General features: G+C 40.6%; 14 protein-coding genes. 5 read left to right on the top strand and 9 right to left on the bottom strand.

The window, feature by feature from the left end; translation table 11 throughout:
- Positions 1–2: 2 nt before the first annotated feature.
- Positions 3–467 carry a hypothetical protein gene (locus J8M01_RS03150; protein WP_211056972.1) on the bottom strand — a complete coding sequence of 155 codons (465 nt, stop codon included), beginning with the start codon at positions 465–467 and terminating at the stop codon, positions 3–5.
- A gap of 363 nt (positions 468–830) precedes the next feature.
- On the opposite strand from J8M01_RS03150, the gene J8M01_RS03145 reads away from it, so the two are divergent.
- The 3 genes from J8M01_RS03145 (at position 831) to J8M01_RS03135 (ending at position 6,359) form a co-directional block, all read left to right on the top strand.
- The gene (locus J8M01_RS03145; RefSeq protein WP_211056971.1) at positions 831–3,953 is read left to right on the top strand and encodes an efflux RND transporter permease subunit; all 3,123 of its coding nucleotides are present in this window, start codon (positions 831–833) and stop codon (positions 3,951–3,953) included.
- An 11-nt stretch (positions 3,954–3,964) separates the two neighbouring features.
- On the top strand, positions 3,965–5,059 hold the full coding sequence (locus J8M01_RS03140) for an efflux RND transporter periplasmic adaptor subunit (protein ID WP_211056970.1): 1,095 nt from the start codon (positions 3,965–3,967) through the stop codon (positions 5,057–5,059).
- Between the two features lie 385 nt (positions 5,060–5,444).
- Positions 5,445–6,359 (top strand): glycoside hydrolase family 16 protein, encoded by a 915-nt coding sequence (locus J8M01_RS03135; protein ID WP_247670959.1) that lies wholly within the window; start codon positions 5,445–5,447, stop codon positions 6,357–6,359.
- Between the two features lie 17 nt (positions 6,360–6,376).
- On the opposite strand, the gene J8M01_RS03130 is transcribed toward J8M01_RS03135, so the two are convergent.
- From J8M01_RS03130 to dapE, 6 genes are all read right to left on the bottom strand, one after another.
- Positions 6,377–7,978, bottom strand: coding sequence for a winged helix-turn-helix domain-containing protein (locus J8M01_RS03130; RefSeq protein ID WP_211056969.1), 1,602 nt, complete (start codon positions 7,976–7,978; stop codon positions 6,377–6,379).
- 146 nt (positions 7,979–8,124) lie between these two features.
- The gene (locus tag J8M01_RS03125) at positions 8,125–8,445 is read right to left on the bottom strand and encodes a YdbL family protein (protein ID WP_211056968.1); all 321 of its coding nucleotides are present in this window, start codon (positions 8,443–8,445) and stop codon (positions 8,125–8,127) included.
- 11 nt (positions 8,446–8,456) lie between these two features.
- Complete coding sequence (locus J8M01_RS03120) at positions 8,457–8,636, bottom strand: YnbE family lipoprotein (RefSeq protein ID WP_210995492.1); 180 nt, start codon at positions 8,634–8,636, stop codon at positions 8,457–8,459.
- Positions 8,637–8,647: 11 nt separating this feature from the next.
- Positions 8,648–11,182: a YdbH domain-containing protein gene (locus J8M01_RS03115; protein ID WP_211056967.1), complete on the bottom strand. Its 2,535-nt coding sequence runs from the start codon at positions 11,180–11,182 to the stop codon at positions 8,648–8,650.
- 249 nt (positions 11,183–11,431) lie between these two features.
- Positions 11,432–11,878, bottom strand: a complete 447-nt coding sequence (locus J8M01_RS03110; RefSeq protein WP_192508305.1) for an Hsp20 family protein — start codon at positions 11,876–11,878, stop codon at positions 11,432–11,434.
- A gap of 169 nt (positions 11,879–12,047) precedes the next feature.
- A complete protein-coding gene (dapE, locus tag J8M01_RS03105) occupies positions 12,048–13,235 on the bottom strand; it encodes a succinyl-diaminopimelate desuccinylase (protein ID WP_211056966.1) in 1,188 nt (395 codons plus the stop codon).
- Positions 13,236–13,519: 284 nt separating this feature from the next.
- On the opposite strand from dapE, the gene J8M01_RS03100 reads away from it, so the two are divergent.
- Positions 13,520–14,170 (top strand): OmpW family outer membrane protein, encoded by a 651-nt coding sequence (locus tag J8M01_RS03100; RefSeq protein WP_192508307.1) that lies wholly within the window; start codon positions 13,520–13,522, stop codon positions 14,168–14,170.
- Positions 14,171–14,223: 53 nt separating this feature from the next.
- Here J8M01_RS03100 and J8M01_RS03095 read toward each other — a convergent pair whose 3' ends face one another.
- On the bottom strand, positions 14,224–14,760 hold the full coding sequence (locus J8M01_RS03095; protein ID WP_192508308.1) for a thioesterase family protein: 537 nt from the start codon (positions 14,758–14,760) through the stop codon (positions 14,224–14,226).
- 133 nt (positions 14,761–14,893) lie between these two features.
- On the opposite strand from J8M01_RS03095, the gene J8M01_RS03090 reads away from it, so the two are divergent.
- Positions 14,894–15,382 carry a hypothetical protein gene (locus J8M01_RS03090; RefSeq protein ID WP_192508309.1) on the top strand — a complete coding sequence of 163 codons (489 nt, stop codon included), beginning with the start codon at positions 14,894–14,896 and terminating at the stop codon, positions 15,380–15,382.
- A 30-nt stretch (positions 15,383–15,412) separates the two neighbouring features.
- Here J8M01_RS03090 and tyrR read toward each other — a convergent pair whose 3' ends face one another.
- The gene (tyrR, locus tag J8M01_RS03085) at positions 15,413–16,969 is read right to left on the bottom strand and encodes a transcriptional regulator TyrR (protein ID WP_192508310.1); all 1,557 of its coding nucleotides are present in this window, start codon (positions 16,967–16,969) and stop codon (positions 15,413–15,415) included.
- Between the last annotated feature and the right edge of the window lie 124 nt (positions 16,970–17,093).

Raw genomic sequence — 17,093 nt, 5'->3', positions numbered from 1 at the left:
CTTCAAAGAGGGGGCTCCATCCCCTCTATCGAGTACTGCCTCACTTTATATTGAGCAAAAAATCGGCTGTCTAATTCTGAGTTACCTGGGCATATAAAATAAGCAACATCATCTCTGACGGGACTAGGTTTAATATGTGCACCATCCTCCCAATACAGTACTGCATGCTTAATGAACCCTGAGAAATACGAATGATCCCACTCATAATGACTGTAACCATGGTGCGCCGATAAATAAGCAGAATAGTGATGCTCCTGCTTCCCTTCCTCTTTCGCACTGTTCTTATAAGTAGCAAACGCTTTTGCATCTTGCTCAGCAGTTTTGTCATCAACAAAATAAGCCACGTCTCTCCTAGGCGGCATAGCTTGAGGTAACCCAAACTTTTCAGTGACAGATGAACACTCAACAACTAACCATGAAACAAAATGTGCGCCTATTTGATGATCCCACTTTAATGCAATAAACATAACTATTCCTTTATTAGTACTTTAACGTCAGTTAAGCCTAAGGGTACAAGGTAATGTCGAACTAGAAAATACCTTCTCTTACTCCTCTTTATGTTTTAAAAAGAGGACCACTAGATTTCGAGTTACCAAACATTTTATAATCATCAGATTACATTTGATTATCTGCGTAACTTTAAATGCTTTAATTACAATAAAAGCACAGCATATAAGACGATTAAATTGTTACAAAGCGTAACGTATGTGGGCTAGAGCAACTATAAATTACGATGGATAACATATTCTCTGCTACTTGCTTATTTTCACACTAGCAAGCCGCCTTGTTTTGTTTAATACTTCCCCTGTCGTCGAGAAATGGAAATGGCTATGAACTTAACACGCAGTTCGCTAAAAAACCCAGCGAGTGTATTAGTGATACTGGTACTAATTATACTATTCGGTACTATCAGTATTTTTAAACTCCCTCTACAACTCACTCCTGAGATTGTGCAACCTCAAATCTCTATCTTTTCTGGCTGGCGACAAGCAGCACCCGAAGAGATTGAGTCCATGATCATAGAGCCAATTGAAAACGCAGTGAAGAACACCCCGGGAGCATTAGAAGTTAATACACAAATCAATCAAGGTAATGGCACAATTACTCTGACCTTTGCTGTCGATGCCAATATGCAACAAGCAATGCTAGACGTACTAACGAGTCTCAATCAGGTACCTCCACTCCCATTAGATGCGATTGACCCAGTTGTAACAGCTGGTGGCGGTGGTGGACCAGGCTCTGGTGGGCCAACAGCAGCAAGTTTACTCGTGGTCCCCCTAAATTATGACTCTGAAACACTCGATATGGCGCAATACCAAAAGCAAATTGAAGATTTTATTGAGCCAAGATTAGCGCGAATTCCAGGCATATCACATGTAAACATGGCCAGTGAACGCGCTCGTGAGCTACGAGTGACATTTGATCCATACAAAGCCGCTTCTCTAGGGATTGATTTAGCCTCTATTCGACGCACTATTTCAACATCCACAGATACCTCAGGCGGCATCGCCGATGTTGGGAGACGACAATATACAGTGCGGTTCACAGGTAAATACAATGTCGATACGCTTAGCCAGATGCGCGTTGGCTATTCAGATGACCGAGCAATTTACCTAAAAGACATAGCGACTGTTGAAGATACCGTTACAGACAGACGTTCAATGACATTAAGAAATGGAAAACCGGCTTATTACATCACTGTTTCAAGAAATAATGACGCAAACACAGTGGCTGTACTTGATGAAATCAACCAAGCAATAAGTGAATTGAACAGCGGAGTATTAAAAGAAGCAGGCCTAGCTATTGAGCTTAGTTTTGATTCTTCAGTACATATACGTAACGCCTTAGCGCTGGTCAAAAGTAATCTAGGGTTAGGGGTTTTGCTTGCTTGCGGGATATTGTGGCTCTTTTTTAGAGGTATAAAAACCACACTTATAATCGCTGCAACTATCCCTGTGTCGTTAATGGTAGCCTTCTTCACCCTTCACCTTTTCGAACGTAGCCTCAATGTGATCTCACTTGCAGGCTTAGCTTTCGCTGTCGGGTTAGTGCTTGACGCTGCAATTATTGTCCAAGAAAACATCTCACGTCTATCGAGTGACAGTAAACACCAAAAGAAATCTGCTCTGATTGGTGCCACACAAGTCGCTGGAGCCTTATTTGCCTCGACAGCGACAAGCGTGGCTATTTTTTTACCCATCATGTTTATGGCTGGTATCGAAGGTCAGCTTTTCTCAGATCTTGCCCTAACACTGTCAATTGCGGTCATTACATCATTGGTCTGCGCATTGACTCTGATCCCAATTGCGAATCACTTTTGGCCAGATAAAACGCCAACCGCCGATCCATATAAGAAATATTGGCACAATTTAACCGCCTTTATTACAACAATAACCAATACGAAAACAAAACAAATTGCTTGGGTGGCTGGGCTACTCGGTGGTTCAATGTTCATTACTTTCACTTTATTGCCACAAACAGATTTTATGCCACGCGCACCAACCGATGGCTTCTTTTATTCTTTGAATACACCGCCTGGTGGCAATATCGGCTTTATGGAAGAAGAGTTAGCAAAACGGGTCAAGCAACGTATTAAGCCTTACCATGATGGCGAAAAACTCCCAAAAATAAAGGATTACAACTTTTATATTTTTGGAGCCAATGCCGGTGGATTTATCTATTCAGATGACCCCACACGTGTTGAAGAGTTAATGGAAGTTGCCAAAAAAGAGATATTTCATGATCTGCCTGATACCCAAGTATTTCTATTTCGAGGTTCAATGATCAGTGTCTCCAATGGCGGTGATGGCCGAGCTATCAATATAGATTTGACTGGCCCTAATATGGATGAACTCATAGCGGGTGCAAGAGTCACTTTAGAAACCGTAAAAGAGGCATTTCCTGATGCAACAGCGCAACCTCAACCAAGCCTTGATATGGCAGAGCCTGAGCTTAGGCTACACCCCAATGATCGTAGAATAACGCAAGCTGGACTTACTCGAAATGATGTCGCTCAAGCTGTGCAGGCATTTACGGGGGGACTATTCATTAATGAATACTTCAACGGGAATGAGCGTATGAACGTTATTTTGAGAGCTCATCCATGGTCAACCCCTGAGGAGCTGAAAGCACTACCAATCGTAACTCCTTCCTCAGGAATACAAACTTTAGGTGAATTAGCAGTTATAGAGCGTACTGTCGGCCCGAGTCAACTGCGAAGAGTTAACGGTAAGCGTACCGTGTCAGTTGTTGTTACTCCTCCAGAAAATATGAGTTTGCAAGAAGCCCAAAGTATTTTAGCTGAGAAGGTTATGCCGACAGTCAGAGCAAATATTCCAAAAAATACCAGTGTCATATTGGCTGGCAATGCACAGAAGATGAACTCAGCTATCGAAGAGATGACTCTCAACTTTATGTTGGCACTATTCATCCTCTTTTTACTAATGACTGCATTGTTTAAATCTGCAAAAGACAGCTTATTGGTACTTTTGGTGATGCCTCTTGCGATTGCAGGTGGTGTGCTTGCGTTATATATACTGAACCTATTTACTTTCCAGTCCCTAGACCTACTCACTATGATAGGCTTTATTATCTTGCTCGGGTTAGTCGTCAACAACGCCATTTTGCTTGTAGACCAAACCCGTACTGCAGAACAGCAAGGCATAGTACGTAAAGACGCAGTTCGACAAGCTATATTACTCAGAGCCAGACCGGTCTATTTAAGTACATTGACCAGCTTGTTTGGCATGCTGCCTTTGATGCTTGTGCCTGGTGTCGGATCTGAAATTTATCGAGGTCTCGCCACTGTTATTGTCGGTGGAATGGCTATTAGTGCCTTATTCACCTTGATATTAATGCCCAGTTTATTATTACTTGGCCAGCAAAAGAAACCAAAAGAAACACACATTATTAAAGACAAAGCTTCAATTGTTAATCTCGTTGCGAATCAATAAAGGGACGCGTTATGTACCAAAAAGTAGTGTTAAAACTGACATGTTTTAGTAAGTTCGTCCTCTTAGCCGCAGGAATGATGTGCAATGGCGTTTATGCTGCCGTTCCTGTCGCAGTCGAAAGTATTAAACAGGCGCCATTAACCAGTCAACTTGCACTTCATGGCACTTTGCATGGCAAACAAGATGTTAAATTAACGGCCGGTATTGATGGTCTACTTACACATGTAATTGAACCAGGAACAGCTGTTCAAAAAGGCGAGGTGCTTGCCAGAATCGATACGCTCCCATTGGAGTTTGAACAAGCTAGGCAGCAAGAAATGTTGACCCGAGCGAAAATCAACTTGCGATTCCATAAACAAGAACTCAGCCGCCTCAAAAAGCTCGCTCAGTCTAGTAGTGCAGCTGCAAGCCAAGTTGATTTAGTTCAAAATAAACATGATTTAGCTCAGTCAGATATTGCACTTGCGAACATTGCATTAAAAGTCATTGCAGATAAATTACATCGAGCGACATTGGTTGCGCCATTTTCTGGCGTGATCAGCGCCCGCTATATGCGTTCTGGAAAAGATATTAATCGTGCCGATGAGTTACTTCAACTAACAGATATGACCAATTTAGAAATTAGAATGTACATCCCTGTTAAGTACCTTAGCTATATAAAGAAAGGCGAATCACTGCCTTTTACAGCAGGTAATTTAGATAAGCCACAGGCCAGCACGGCTATCATTACCAGTATAATTCCAACAACCGATCCTCGTTCACAGTCATTTGAAGTTCGCGCAACGCTCACACAAAACACAGCACAACTGTGGGCTGTCGGCCAACTAGTCGACGTTTCAGTCCCTCTCAAAACTAACAGTACAACTTGGTTAATCAATAGAGATGCCCTTATTTTACGCAAAGAAGGCGTACACATAGTTAAAATTGATGATAAAAACACCGCGCATAAAATCCCAGTGACTGTTGGCAAAGGGCAAGGCACGCTTGTTGCCATCACGCCTATCAGCCAAGGTTCATTATCCATCGGTGACAATGTAGCTGTTCGAGGTGCTGAGCGATTAAAAACGGGTCAAGAAGTTGAAGTACAAATGGTGCCAAGCGCATAGCACTCACTATTCCACAATTAAAGTTACTAGCCCAATGAGTAAGGTTTACTTAGGTATACCTTACTCATTTTTCTTCTAAGTTCCATCATACCAACCATCAGCATTATCAGAGCAACTTCTCGCGCTTCCCCACACTCACTTCAATAGTCATTTTTCTTGTAATGCACCTACCTAATCAAAATGTTTTCCTTTTGAGTGTGCGCTTTCCTTATGTGTAAATAACACCTAAATCAAAAAGACCTAAAATAAAAATATTAATATACATATATTTAAAAAATTTTAATCTCTAAAAAATGTAAATTTAATGTAATTTAATTCGCAACCCATAACAAACATAACTACAACTGAAAACCCGAAAACAATATTGACCACAAGGTATTCAGTCATGCACAGAAAAATGATGTTTATTAGCATTCTATGCTTAGCGCCTCTCTCTCACGTACTGGGCGTTGAGCAATCATATTCACACGTAATGTTTGACGACTTTAATTACGCCAATTTTACCCAAGCGAAAGAAAATGGTTGGATGGTTAGAACCGAAAAAGGCCACCCTGGTGTTAAAGGTGCGACATGGTGGAAAGAAGGTGTCACCTTCCATCCGCACCCTTTAGATCATACTAACTTTATAATGAGGCTAACCTCAAAAACAGACGGTACATCCGTAAATACCCGTCAAACTCAGGTTTGTCACAAGCGAAAATATCGAGAAGGTACCTATGCTGCCCGAGTATACTTTAACGACATACCACAATATGGGCCTGATGGAGATGGCATAGTAGAGACCTTTTATGCAATTAGTCCACTCGTAGCGCCTATGGATAAAAACTACAGTGAAATGGACTTTGAATATTTAGCTAATGGGGGCTGGGGAGAAGGGAACCATGCTTTATTTGCAACGTCATGGGAAACATTTCAACTAACACCATGGACAAAAGTAAACCAGCATGACGCAAGTATACGCAGTCTGCAAGGTTGGAACACACTCGTATTACATGTGGCAGATAATACATTACGCTACTACATAAATGGTCGGTTATTCGCCACTCACGGACCTGAAGTATTTCCCGAGGTACCTATGTCTATTAATTTCAATTTGTGGTTTATTCAAGAGCAACTGGTACAAAATCCAGTTATGCGTCAATACTACCAAGACGTGGATTGGGTCTACTTTGCAAAAGACACCCTACTATCAACACATCAAGTAACACAGCAAATATCTTCATTTAGAAACAATCGTATTGAACAATATGATAGTGTGCCTGAGTGGTCTCCTAAGCAAAAAGACTACTGTAGCCTATAGTGCGTATAATCACCTGATTAGTTAACACTATATACTGAAGCATGGTTAAACCATGCTTCAACACGGCTGATCAGCAGCTGGCTATCACTTTGCTGCGCGACTTCTTTGGCCTTATTTGCATACCGCAATGCCTTTACTTTATTTAACTGGCTACGAGCAATATCTGCTTTGGCTAAATAAACCCAAACCAAGTTCGCTTGAGCATGACTTTTCTGCGCAATAAGTAGTGCTTCCTGTAAATAATGCTCACTTTCATCAACTTCAAATTGTTCAGAAGCTACCTTAGCTAACTCAATGAGTGCAGCAGTTTGTCCATAGCTACTATTAAATTCCCGATGATAAGCCAATGCTAAGGTCAGCAATCTAATCGCCTGTGTATATCGGCCTTGTAAGCGTTTTATTTTCCCAAGTTCTTCATACGAATAAGCAATAAATAGTTTATCTTGCTGTTGTTCTGCCAATTTCTTTGCTTGAGCAATGTGCTCTGAGGCCTCTCTTAATTCATTTGTTCGACTGTCTGATGTCGGCCAGTTAATTTTCAAATAACCGATCAGTAAGTGAGCCCTAATCAATTCTCTATTTTGCTGTTTACTTGCCAGTACAATATTTTCTTCCAATAGTGTGATTGCTTCGCTTTGACGTGCGGTATTTGCATAACTAGCGGCAAGATATCGCCTTGCGGCTAACAACTCATGATTGCTTTGTAATGCGCTTGCAAATAGTGCACTTGCTTGCTCAAACTGATTTTGTAAATATAACTCTACGCCCCTTGCGAAGGCTTCATTACTAAACACATTTTTATTAAGTTGAAAGTTGCTCGGCTGATAGGAATCAAAGCGCTTTGCGATTAACTCAACTAATAGTTCAAATCCTCGGTTAACCGTTCTAGCGTTAACCACACCTCGTTCAGCATTATGCTCAGAATAGATAAAGTAATGTAATTGATAATCTTCAGGGAACCCCGTTAAACGTGTTTTCACCAATAAGTCAGCTTCTAATTTAGCACGCAAAGGATAAACATTCGCACCGTCGAATCGTTGCCGTTGATTAACATCTAACCGCTCTAAAGCATATAAAATATGGCCGCTGTCAATAACATCAAGTTCACTCGACTGAGATAACCGCTGGCTTAAGTATTCCAGACCTTGCACTGACACCCAATTATGCTCTGTATCTTGCATCGCATTATCAACAGGCAAAAATGCAATACTCAATCTCTTTGAAGAGAGAGTATTTACCAACGTCAATACCAGCAAACTAACGACACATATCGCGCTTACCCATATCATCTTTTTTTTATCTTGATTATTTTTATTCTTTACCGAGGATACTTCTAAATCAGCAATCCATTGATAGCCATTGCGAGGGAAGGTTTTTATGGTGTCGCTTCCAAATAAATCTCGAAGTTCTTTGATAGATTGCGCCAGTACTTGCTCTTGCACAATGACATCATGCCAAATATCCTCTAGCAACTCCTGCTTGGTAACAATACGCTCTCGGTTTGCAATTAACTTCACTAATACTTGTAATGTCTTACTACGAATCGTTGCGCACTCAACTCCATCAATCACAACTCCCTTCACTAAATCTACGTATAAGCCATTAATGTTGTACTGCATGACACCATATTTCAATTGAAAAGCATAAGCAGAGTATTACAAAAAAGAGCTTAAACAGGAACTGATATCGTACTTAAACGGGCGGTTACGAACGCACACAACCAAAAAAGTATGGGAATATTTTTTGGTTGTGTCGCCACACAAAGTTACTTCTTTATCCACTGACCATTTACTTTAATAAAGTGACCTGAGGCTGTTTTTGCAACTGCTTTCTGGCCAGCTAAAGTCTCTACTTGCGATAAACTTAAATTGTTTTTCTTTGCCAATTGTGCATATTTACTTTTTCTTTTTGCATTAACTGACTTAATTAAAGCCTGTGCTTGTGGGTTGCTTGTTACCAACGCCAAATATCCACTTTCCGTTTCCCCGACTAAGCCTTGCGACTTGGCGTTAGTCAGCGTGAGTGCAAGTGCAGAAAAAGTCATGCTAAATGCAATAACTACCAATGCTAATTTAATTATTTTCATTTCATTCTCCTTTAGAATAATTCGCTGTCATCGCTAAACAAATCGTCCAACTCTTTATCTACTTTTACGCGTATCTCATGGTCAACTTTGACATTCAAATTGATCGTGATCGGCTCTTTCGTTTCAACTTGCACTTTATGAGTACATGCCGATAACAGTAAAATACTCAATATGGGTATCATCCATTTCATTTAACTTACTCCTATTTAGTGAGGGCCTGTTCAACACGTTGGGTTATTTCATCACTTAACCGTAGCGCTTTAAACAGGGTAAAAATATTCTCTGTATGGGTATAATTAAAATTAACAGGTTGAGCTTGCTCTTCATTTTCACCCACAATCTTTACCCCTAATGTCAACCACCCGTCTGCGGTGAGATTTACGTCGCTGGTCAATGTATTAACCGTTAAGTTATCCAGTAACCCTATGACGGTGGTTAGACTTGGTTGTTGAGCTTTCAGGGCGTTCACCGATGCATTGTCTTCAACGACCAATTGTCCCGTGTCTACATTATAGAGTGTGCCATTTTCAATGCTAATGGCATTACCATTAATAAAGATAGGTAACTTGCCCGAAACTCTACCAGATAGCGCTATTCCCGCATCACGGCCTGCTTCAGCAACCATACCCAAGTCAAGATCAAGCAACGACAGCGCTAATGTTTGCTGTTCAGAAAAAACGTGTAACTGGGGTAAATACACCTGTCCGTTAAAGACGTTAGCGCGCAGCTTTGCAATCGTTGCTTGCTGTCCATCAACCCAATAATCAGCCGTAATATTTGATAACACTGCGCCTGTTCGTATTTGCTCAATGTTCAGTTTAGAATTTTCAATCTTAATATCTCCTGAACTCAGGCTTCCCGAAAAAGTGGTATCAACACCATCAATAAAGTGACTATCATACAGCACCGAAACATCTTTTAGTTGTCCTCGAAAATCAGCTTTTTGCAATGCTAAATCGCCGTCGACTTTACCATTAAAAGTACCTTGAGTTACCTGTAATTGAGGCATAACTTGTGCCAGTAGAGGCTGTAAGTTTACAACCGGCTGCTGTGCTATTGTCAGAGTGAATGGATGACCTTGAGGGGTTAACTGATGCTCTAGCAGTAACTCTTGCTCTGCATAGCTTATAATATGCTCTAGAGATAAGCTTCGATTAAAATCTCCTTGGCTCGCAATATCAATGGCCCCAATTTTCATCGAGGGCGTTTTTATCGCATCGATGGCTGTCTGTAAACGAAATTTTGCATGGCTTTCGCTAGTATCAAGTTTGGCATTAACAAAAAGCTGCTGTTCGACCCCTTTTATTTGTAGATCCGCGTGTTGTATTTTTCCAACGGATAACTCTGAACGCAATACCACATTTTGCAACTTATCCAGTGCCACATTAGCCTTGGCTGATATATCAAATAACACCAACGGTTCATAATTAACCGAGTCAGTATTTAGTTCAATATTGGCATCTATTTCTGTAACATTTCCCCTATGCGCGTCAAATTCAATAGCCGCTCTTACGTCATTAAATTGTGTACTTTCATATCTGAGCATCTGTGTCTGTACAACCCCTTTGCCCGACACGTCAAAGTTGGCACTAGCTGTAATATTTCCATTGACTGAAAACTCGATATCGCCTACTCCAGCATGCAAATTTACTCCATTAACATCTAATTCCGACGTTTGAAACGCCAAATTATTCTGTGAAGTAAACTGATGCTCATCTACTCCGACTTGTGCGCGATGTATAAATGTACCTAACGTGTTCGAACTATGTGCCCAATGCCAGTCAAAAGTAAGCTGCGCTTTATTAATATCAAACTCCATATCAGTCATTGCGACCTCATCCGTTAGATTGTTATTGGCCGTTATTTTTGAAATGGCTATCGTATCTGTTGTCCCTCTTGCTATTTTTGGAATTGAGATGTCCCATGGATGCGCTAATAGAGGCTTGACATAATTCGCATATGTTTCTGGTAAACTATCTATACACGTTGTACCAACCGCTTCAGTCTGTAATTTACTTAGATCAAGATCGGCTGATGCTGTAGCCACATCAAAATCAAGAAAAAGCTGGCCGAATACAGTAGCCCCTACCTCGCACTGTGCCTGTGTAAAAGCGCTTTCTATATTTATATCCGCTGTTGCCTGTACAGATAACCCGGTATAAATAAAAGAGGTCTGTCCTTTTAGATGTTTGATTTGTTTTGGTGTATTTCGATAAATCAATGGGCTATCTAGGTGCAATCTGACAGTTACAGCGTCTGCATTTATTGCCACCTCCCCTTTTAGGTCGCTCTCTAACCTAAACACATTCAATTGATGTTCATAGAGACCTATAGATATTGGCTTTGACAAATATTCAGTCGCAACTGTGAGCTCGTTGATACTTATTCTTGGCCGCTGTGCAATGAGTGGTATCTGCAGTGGGGTTGCGGTAACATTTTGTGATGTTGCATCCTGACTTTTTTTGTGTTGAACATCTAGCTTTCCAATCAGAGCTATCTCTCGAGAGACGATGGCATTAAATATAGTTACTATATACTCATCATTTTTTATACATAACTTTTCAACTTTTAACTCGCTCAAACTATTCATTGACCAAGACAAACACGTAACCGAAAAAGATGCAGGTAACCCATAAGCGTTTACAGCATAACGTACTAAAAAGTTTTTATACCAAAATAAACTGAAAAGTATAATTAAACTTGGTACAGTCCATACGTGCCAGCGTTTTAATTGCATATAACCCAAAAATTCCTGTGTTTTACCACTATTCCTTGGCTATCTTACGTTAATTTAGCGCTGAAGTATCCGCCATTGTGTAAGAAGTTGTAGACTGTTGAGCTATTGGGTTTTGAACTGTGCGATGCATCATTAAGCCAATGTCCACACAAAAAAATGCCAGCTCAAAGTATAAAAGCTGGCTTAACATTACTTAATATTGAGAGTTGAAACTTGGCCAACCTGACCAAGTTATCGTTTGACGAGTAACTAATTACTTTCAATCAATTTGCTTTTTCTGATTGCTATCTTCTGAGGTTTTAACGCTTCAGGAACCTCTCTTTCTAAATCAATTACAAGCAAACCGTTATCTAACTGAGCTGCGATCACTTTAACATGATCTCCTAATTGGAACTTCCGCTCAAAATTACGCTCGGCAATGCCTTGATGAATAAATTTACGCTCGGCTTGGCTCACTTTATCAGCCTTAACACCAGCTACTTTTAAGGTATTGTTTTCAGACTCAATATTAAGCTCTTGCTCTGAAAAGCCTGCTACTGCCATCGTAATTTGATATTTATCTTGATCAAGCGCCTCAATATTATAAGGCGGAAAGCTTGGCTGCTTATCGGTACGTGCAGCGGCATCCATTAAAGATGCTAAATGATCAAAACCAATGAATGAACGGTATAGTGGAGATAAATCTACGGTACGCATAATGCTATCCTCTAAATAAGCGATAAACGTTACTTTTCTTCTTAAAGAACCAAAAATAACGTAATAAAAATATAAAAAGTATTAAATTAATATGAAGGTCCTACATGAGCCACCTTCATAATCCTATCTATGGTCGGCAAATGCTTTTTCAAGGCCCCACTTCAATTTTTTATATTGCGCTATTTGAGCCAATGAAGAATCGTGCGAGCACTCCTCTGTAAATTTTTTCTACCTGTTTCAAATCAGCAATTGGCACATGCTCATTAGTTTGGTGAATTGTATGATTTCGAACCCCACACTCAACGACTTGGGTAAAGTCGCTGGAAAAAAACCGCCCGTCCGATGTTCCACCAGCAGTGCTTAATGCCGGGTACTGTGCAGTCACACTCGCTACCGCGCTTTCTACCATTGATAAAAAACACCCTTGCCCTTTATTACCCGTGTAATAAGGCTCGCATGGTCGTTCCCACTTCACAGAAATATTTGCATTCCACTTACTAAGGGCTGATAGCACGAGCGATTGTATCTGTTTACTATCATAAGCATGACTATATCTAATATTAAATGTAACCTCACATTCACTCGGCACGAGGTTATCAATAATATTTGGTACTGATATGCCTGTTACTTGCAAATGGGTTTTTGAACCTGCAACATCTTTCCACCATGTTAAGTTCGCCAATGCAGATACAATATCACCTGCAATATGTGCTGCATTCACCGTATTTTCAGGGTAAGCCACATGGCCTGCGATCCCCGACACTAGCATTCGTGCTGATAATGCACCTCTGCGCCCATTCTTAATCGTATCACCAACGTGCTTATCCGAAGTCGGCTCCCCCACCAAACACCCATTTAATTGAACATTGTGTTGTTGTAAGTGCGCCGCAATATATTTTGAACCATGCTCAGCTTCCCCTTCCTCATCAGACGTTATGAGCCAATAAAAGGTACCAATAGCATGTTCATGATGCTGACATAACCTCTCTGTCGCACAGAGCATAGCGGCAATTCCACCTTTCATATCTGCCGCACCGCGTCCATATACACTGTCATTCACAACTTCACCTTGAAACGGATCGACAATCCATCCAACGCTCTTCGCAGGCACCACATCAACATGCCCTGAAAAAGCCATAACAGGCCCAGCCCCAAAACATCGCTTTGCTATCAAGTTTTTAACGCCATGCTGCGATGTTAAAGCATCAATTTCAAACCCAAGCAATTGCAACTCATTGGCAAGCCAGTCAATAGTGCCTGCATCGTTAGGTGTAATTGACGGAGCCTGTATCAGTGTTTGTAACCTTGTAACAAGCATATCCAGTGCCGAGCTTTGTAAAACGGTTTGCTGAGCCATGACAATACTCAAAATAGCGAAAAGACCCTACCTATTACAGCGCCTAATTATTGCACTTTAATGGCGTAATTATGTCGCTTTTAGGTCACTTACGAAGGTAATGCAAAAAAATCAATGTAGGCCATCGACGCTTAATTATTTGCAAAACTTAATCCAAATCAAACTTTCAGAAATTTCTGAAAGAACATAATTTAAAATTTGATCTAGAACAATTTTATAAAAAAATAACGCTATAACATGGGGCCAACAAAGCAAATTACCTTGCAGAGATTCAGGAGATGAAAATGAAAAAATTTAGCGCAGTACTACTATCAACATGCTTGGTTGCAACCCCATTTGCTCAAGCTAAACTAAGCGTGAATGTAGGTGCTATTAATGTAAACCCTACCAGTACAGCTTCTGCAATTGACCAAAACAAAGCGCTTGGTTTAGTTGCTGACTCAGATACACAACTGGGTATTACGTTTGACTATCAATATTCAGACAATATCGTATTTGAACTCATTGCAGCCACCCCCTTTTCACATACGGTAAATGGCGCGGGTGGATTACAAGGTGCCGAAATCGCGAAAGTAAAGCAACTTCCTCCTACTTTGTTAGCCCAGTACCACTTTTTAGATGCCGGTGCGAAGTTTCGACCATTCATTGGGGTTGGCGTTAACTACACAGTCTTTTTTGATGAAGAGCCAACAGCCGCATTAAAAGCGACATTGGGAACAAATGATGTAAAAGTCGATTTAGATAACTCTTTCGGTTTTGCCGTACAAGCGGGCTTCAATTACCAACTCAATGATAAGTGGGGCATCCACGCAATGCTATCAAAAATGGATATCGACACTGACGCTACCGTGTACGCTGATGGTAAAAAAGCGCTCACGTCAGATGTTGAGATTGACCCCGTTGTCGCCATGCTTGGCATTAAGTATAAGTTCTAGAATCGTTTCAACCAGTACTTTTCTCAATCATCAAGGCCATGTTTAATGGCCTTTTATTTTGCTAAATTGCTGCTTTTCTTCGCCTCTAGCATCGCTTTCCAGTGCATAATTTCTACAGGCATTTCTGGTGTATCTCCTTTGTAGCCCGCTACCTCTAACATTTCTTCTATCGGAACAATACCATGCTTATGACGAAAAACGCCTCGCACAAATGCAATTGCATGTAGCCCTCGCTCCGAATGAAACTTTTGTTCTATATAAAAGTATTTATGGTCCCAGCTTACTAGTTTTGTGGTGACGGTAAACTTTTGAAATGGCTTAATATCTCGTATATAAGTTATCGCTGTAGCATTAACAATAGGAAACCAGCGACGTTTCATTACTTCACTGAATAGCCCCATTTTCTCTGTCATCCAAGTTCGGGCTAAATCCATAAAAGCAAGATATCGTGAATTGGTGAGGTGTAAATTGATATCACAATCACTTGGCATCACTTTAAAATCAATATCAACTGGATCTAATAAAGGCTGAGTTAATTTATTATTCTTGATTTTTAAGAAAAGTAATAATAGTCGAAAATACAGATTCATAAAATGGTCTTACCAGTTTGCATGGCACTTCATTCTATCATAGCCGCTTACACTCACAAGTATTACTTGATCCGAATGAAACACTAAACTAGGCTTAGTACAGTGTTATAACGATTTGATCATAGGGGAAAACATGCGTAAATTTAAGATCTTACTGTCAGCTGCGTTATTTGCTTTTTCACCTTTCAGCTATGCAGATTTTGATTTTAAAGGACCTGGTGAACTGCGCTTTTCTGGCGGTGCATCAAAGGGATTTTATTTTGGTTTTGGTTGGGAAAGCGATATTAAAAAATTTCGTATTGGCCCAAAACGTTACAATATGTCTGAAATCCCAGAGTCATATTCCATCGCAATTACACTCAGCAAAGATGAAAGTAATGTGTGGATCCAAGAATTTTACAAAGGCTTTATCGATGAATTCAGCTGGACATTAGGTAAAAACAAATTGTCGCTGCGTAAAGGAGACTTTAGCAGTGATGTTAAAGGCAGTTATGTACTTACACTCAATGGTATTGACTACTTTTTTGCGCGAAATAACATTAGTATCGATGTAATTTTTGAAGATAATGGCATCAAGTATATCAAGCTAGAAGGTGTTATTAAGAATATGGGGACTAAATAACACCTGATTTGAAAGTGTGTAGGCTGTTACCTACACCTTCACTGTTTTTCTGTTAATGCCATATTCTCTTAGTTTATTCGCAACCGCCGTATGGCTCAGGCCTAACCTTTTCGCTAGTTGTCGAGAACTCGGATATGCGGGATAAAGCTTACGTAATAACGTTGCTTCAAAGCGTTTTACTGCCTGCTCTAACGACCCTTCAAAGTCTGATTCAAGATACCCTAAATCATGAGTGAAGGTCGGTAGTTGCATATGCTCAACACGCAATTGCTTATCATCGAGTAACGACACAGCTCGATAGATAGAGTTTTCTAATTGGCGTATATTTCCAGGCCAAGGGTACTGTTCTAGAAACTCGAGGCAATCACTGTCTAGTAAAGGAGCAACTTGGCCATTCTGCTGCGCGTACTTTTGAATAAAGTGCTCTGCTAGCGGGCCAACATCTGCCTTTCGGTCTCGTAACGGCGCGATCTCCAAAGTCAGTACATTGATTCGATAGTACAGGTCTTCTCGAAAACTCCCCTCTTGTACCATCGCTGGCAAATCTTTTTGTGTAGCCGCTACAATCCTAACATTGACTTTAACTTCGTTTTCATCCCCGACTTTTCTAAATGTACCGTCTTGCAAAAAGCGTAGTAACTTGGTCTGTAATTGGCGAGACATTTCCCCCACTTCATCCAAAAATACAGTGCCGCCATCAGCTTGTTCAAGTACACCTCGTTTCGGAGCAGCATTATCTTCATATCCGGCATAACCGAATAGCTCAGACTCAGCAACATCATCAGGCAACGAAGCACAAGAAAGTGCTATAAACGGCTTGAGCGATCGATTTGACGCATAGTGACATGCTCTTGCCAGTAGCTCTTTACCTGTCCCTGTTTCACCCGTAATTAATATTGGCGCTTCCAGCTGCGCCATTTTTCGCGCTTCGCGTACAACCCGTCGCATCGCGGTACTATGATTATGGATAGTCGCAAAACTTTCTTGTCCGTATCGCCTAAACGCACTCACTTGCTGCCCTAATCGGCTTTGTGACTTAATATTAATTACCGCACCAGCTAACACATCCCCTTCTGGACCTTGAGGCACTGCGATCGGTAATATATCAGCAATATAATCCTCACCACCAACCTCGACTCGCGTTGTTTGACCTAATACTTCTTTCCCTTCTAGCCATCGAGTAAAATTAAACCCTTTCAATAAATTATTGATGTTTTCACCAATAATATCTGAATCTGGGAGGTTAATATCTTTACTCGCCGCATCATTACAATGCCTCACCCAGCCTTTCGCATCAATTGAAATGACCCCATCAGGCAATGCACTGAGCAAAGTGTTTAACTCATTATGTTCACGTTCCGATGGTAAAAAAGCCGTCGTTCTCACGTCTTCGACCCCATCAATAAGGCGAATCTCAGGCATAATCTTTTGAAACTGTTCAAATTCAATCGGTGGAAAGCTAACGTACATTCTGCAATTAACAGAATCCACTTCAATACCTTTCAAATCAACTTGGTAATTGACTAATATATTGAGTATTTCCTGAGCAATACCGATACGGTCTGCACAATGAATTTCAAGACGCATTCGTTCCTCAAAAAGGGGTGTTATCAATTTAGCGCGATCATACTCTAAGAATAGTCACTGGACTAGAAAAATGTAAACTATTTTGCACAATAAGGTCTATACTCTTAATTAACATTCAAATTGT

The organism is Pseudoalteromonas sp. MMG005 (assembly GCF_018101015.1).
GTDB lineage: Bacteria > Pseudomonadota > Gammaproteobacteria > Enterobacterales > Alteromonadaceae > Pseudoalteromonas > Pseudoalteromonas aurantia.
The sequence above is the reverse complement of the archived record's forward strand: the minus strand, read 5'-3'. Positions and strand labels throughout refer to the sequence as shown.

Coding starts and splice junctions, on each gene's coding strand:
- J8M01_RS03150 (WP_211056972.1), bottom strand. CDS start 467: ATGTTTATTGCATTAAAGTGGGATCATCAAATAGGCGCACATTTTGTT.
- J8M01_RS03145 (WP_211056971.1), top strand. CDS start 831: ATGAACTTAACACGCAGTTCGCTAAAAAACCCAGCGAGTGTATTAGTG.
- J8M01_RS03140 (WP_211056970.1), top strand. CDS start 3,965: ATGTACCAAAAAGTAGTGTTAAAACTGACATGTTTTAGTAAGTTCGTC.
- J8M01_RS03135 (WP_247670959.1), top strand. CDS start 5,445: ATGCACAGAAAAATGATGTTTATTAGCATTCTATGCTTAGCGCCTCTC.
- J8M01_RS03130 (WP_211056969.1), bottom strand. CDS start 7,978: ATGCAGTACAACATTAATGGCTTATACGTAGATTTAGTGAAGGGAGTT.
- J8M01_RS03125 (WP_211056968.1), bottom strand. CDS start 8,445: ATGAAAATAATTAAATTAGCATTGGTAGTTATTGCATTTAGCATGACT.
- J8M01_RS03120 (WP_210995492.1), bottom strand. CDS start 8,636: ATGAAATGGATGATACCCATATTGAGTATTTTACTGTTATCGGCATGT.
- J8M01_RS03115 (WP_211056967.1), bottom strand. CDS start 11,182: ATGCAATTAAAACGCTGGCACGTATGGACTGTACCAAGTTTAATTATA.
- J8M01_RS03110 (WP_192508305.1), bottom strand. CDS start 11,878: ATGCGTACCGTAGATTTATCTCCACTATACCGTTCATTCATTGGTTTT.
- dapE (WP_211056966.1), bottom strand. CDS start 13,235: ATGGCTCAGCAAACCGTTTTACAAAGCTCGGCACTGGATATGCTTGTT.
- J8M01_RS03100 (WP_192508307.1), top strand. CDS start 13,520: ATGAAAAAATTTAGCGCAGTACTACTATCAACATGCTTGGTTGCAACC.
- J8M01_RS03095 (WP_192508308.1), bottom strand. CDS start 14,760: ATGAATCTGTATTTTCGACTATTATTACTTTTCTTAAAAATCAAGAAT.
- J8M01_RS03090 (WP_192508309.1), top strand. CDS start 14,894: ATGCGTAAATTTAAGATCTTACTGTCAGCTGCGTTATTTGCTTTTTCA.
- tyrR (WP_192508310.1), bottom strand. CDS start 16,969: ATGCGTCTTGAAATTCATTGTGCAGACCGTATCGGTATTGCTCAGGAA.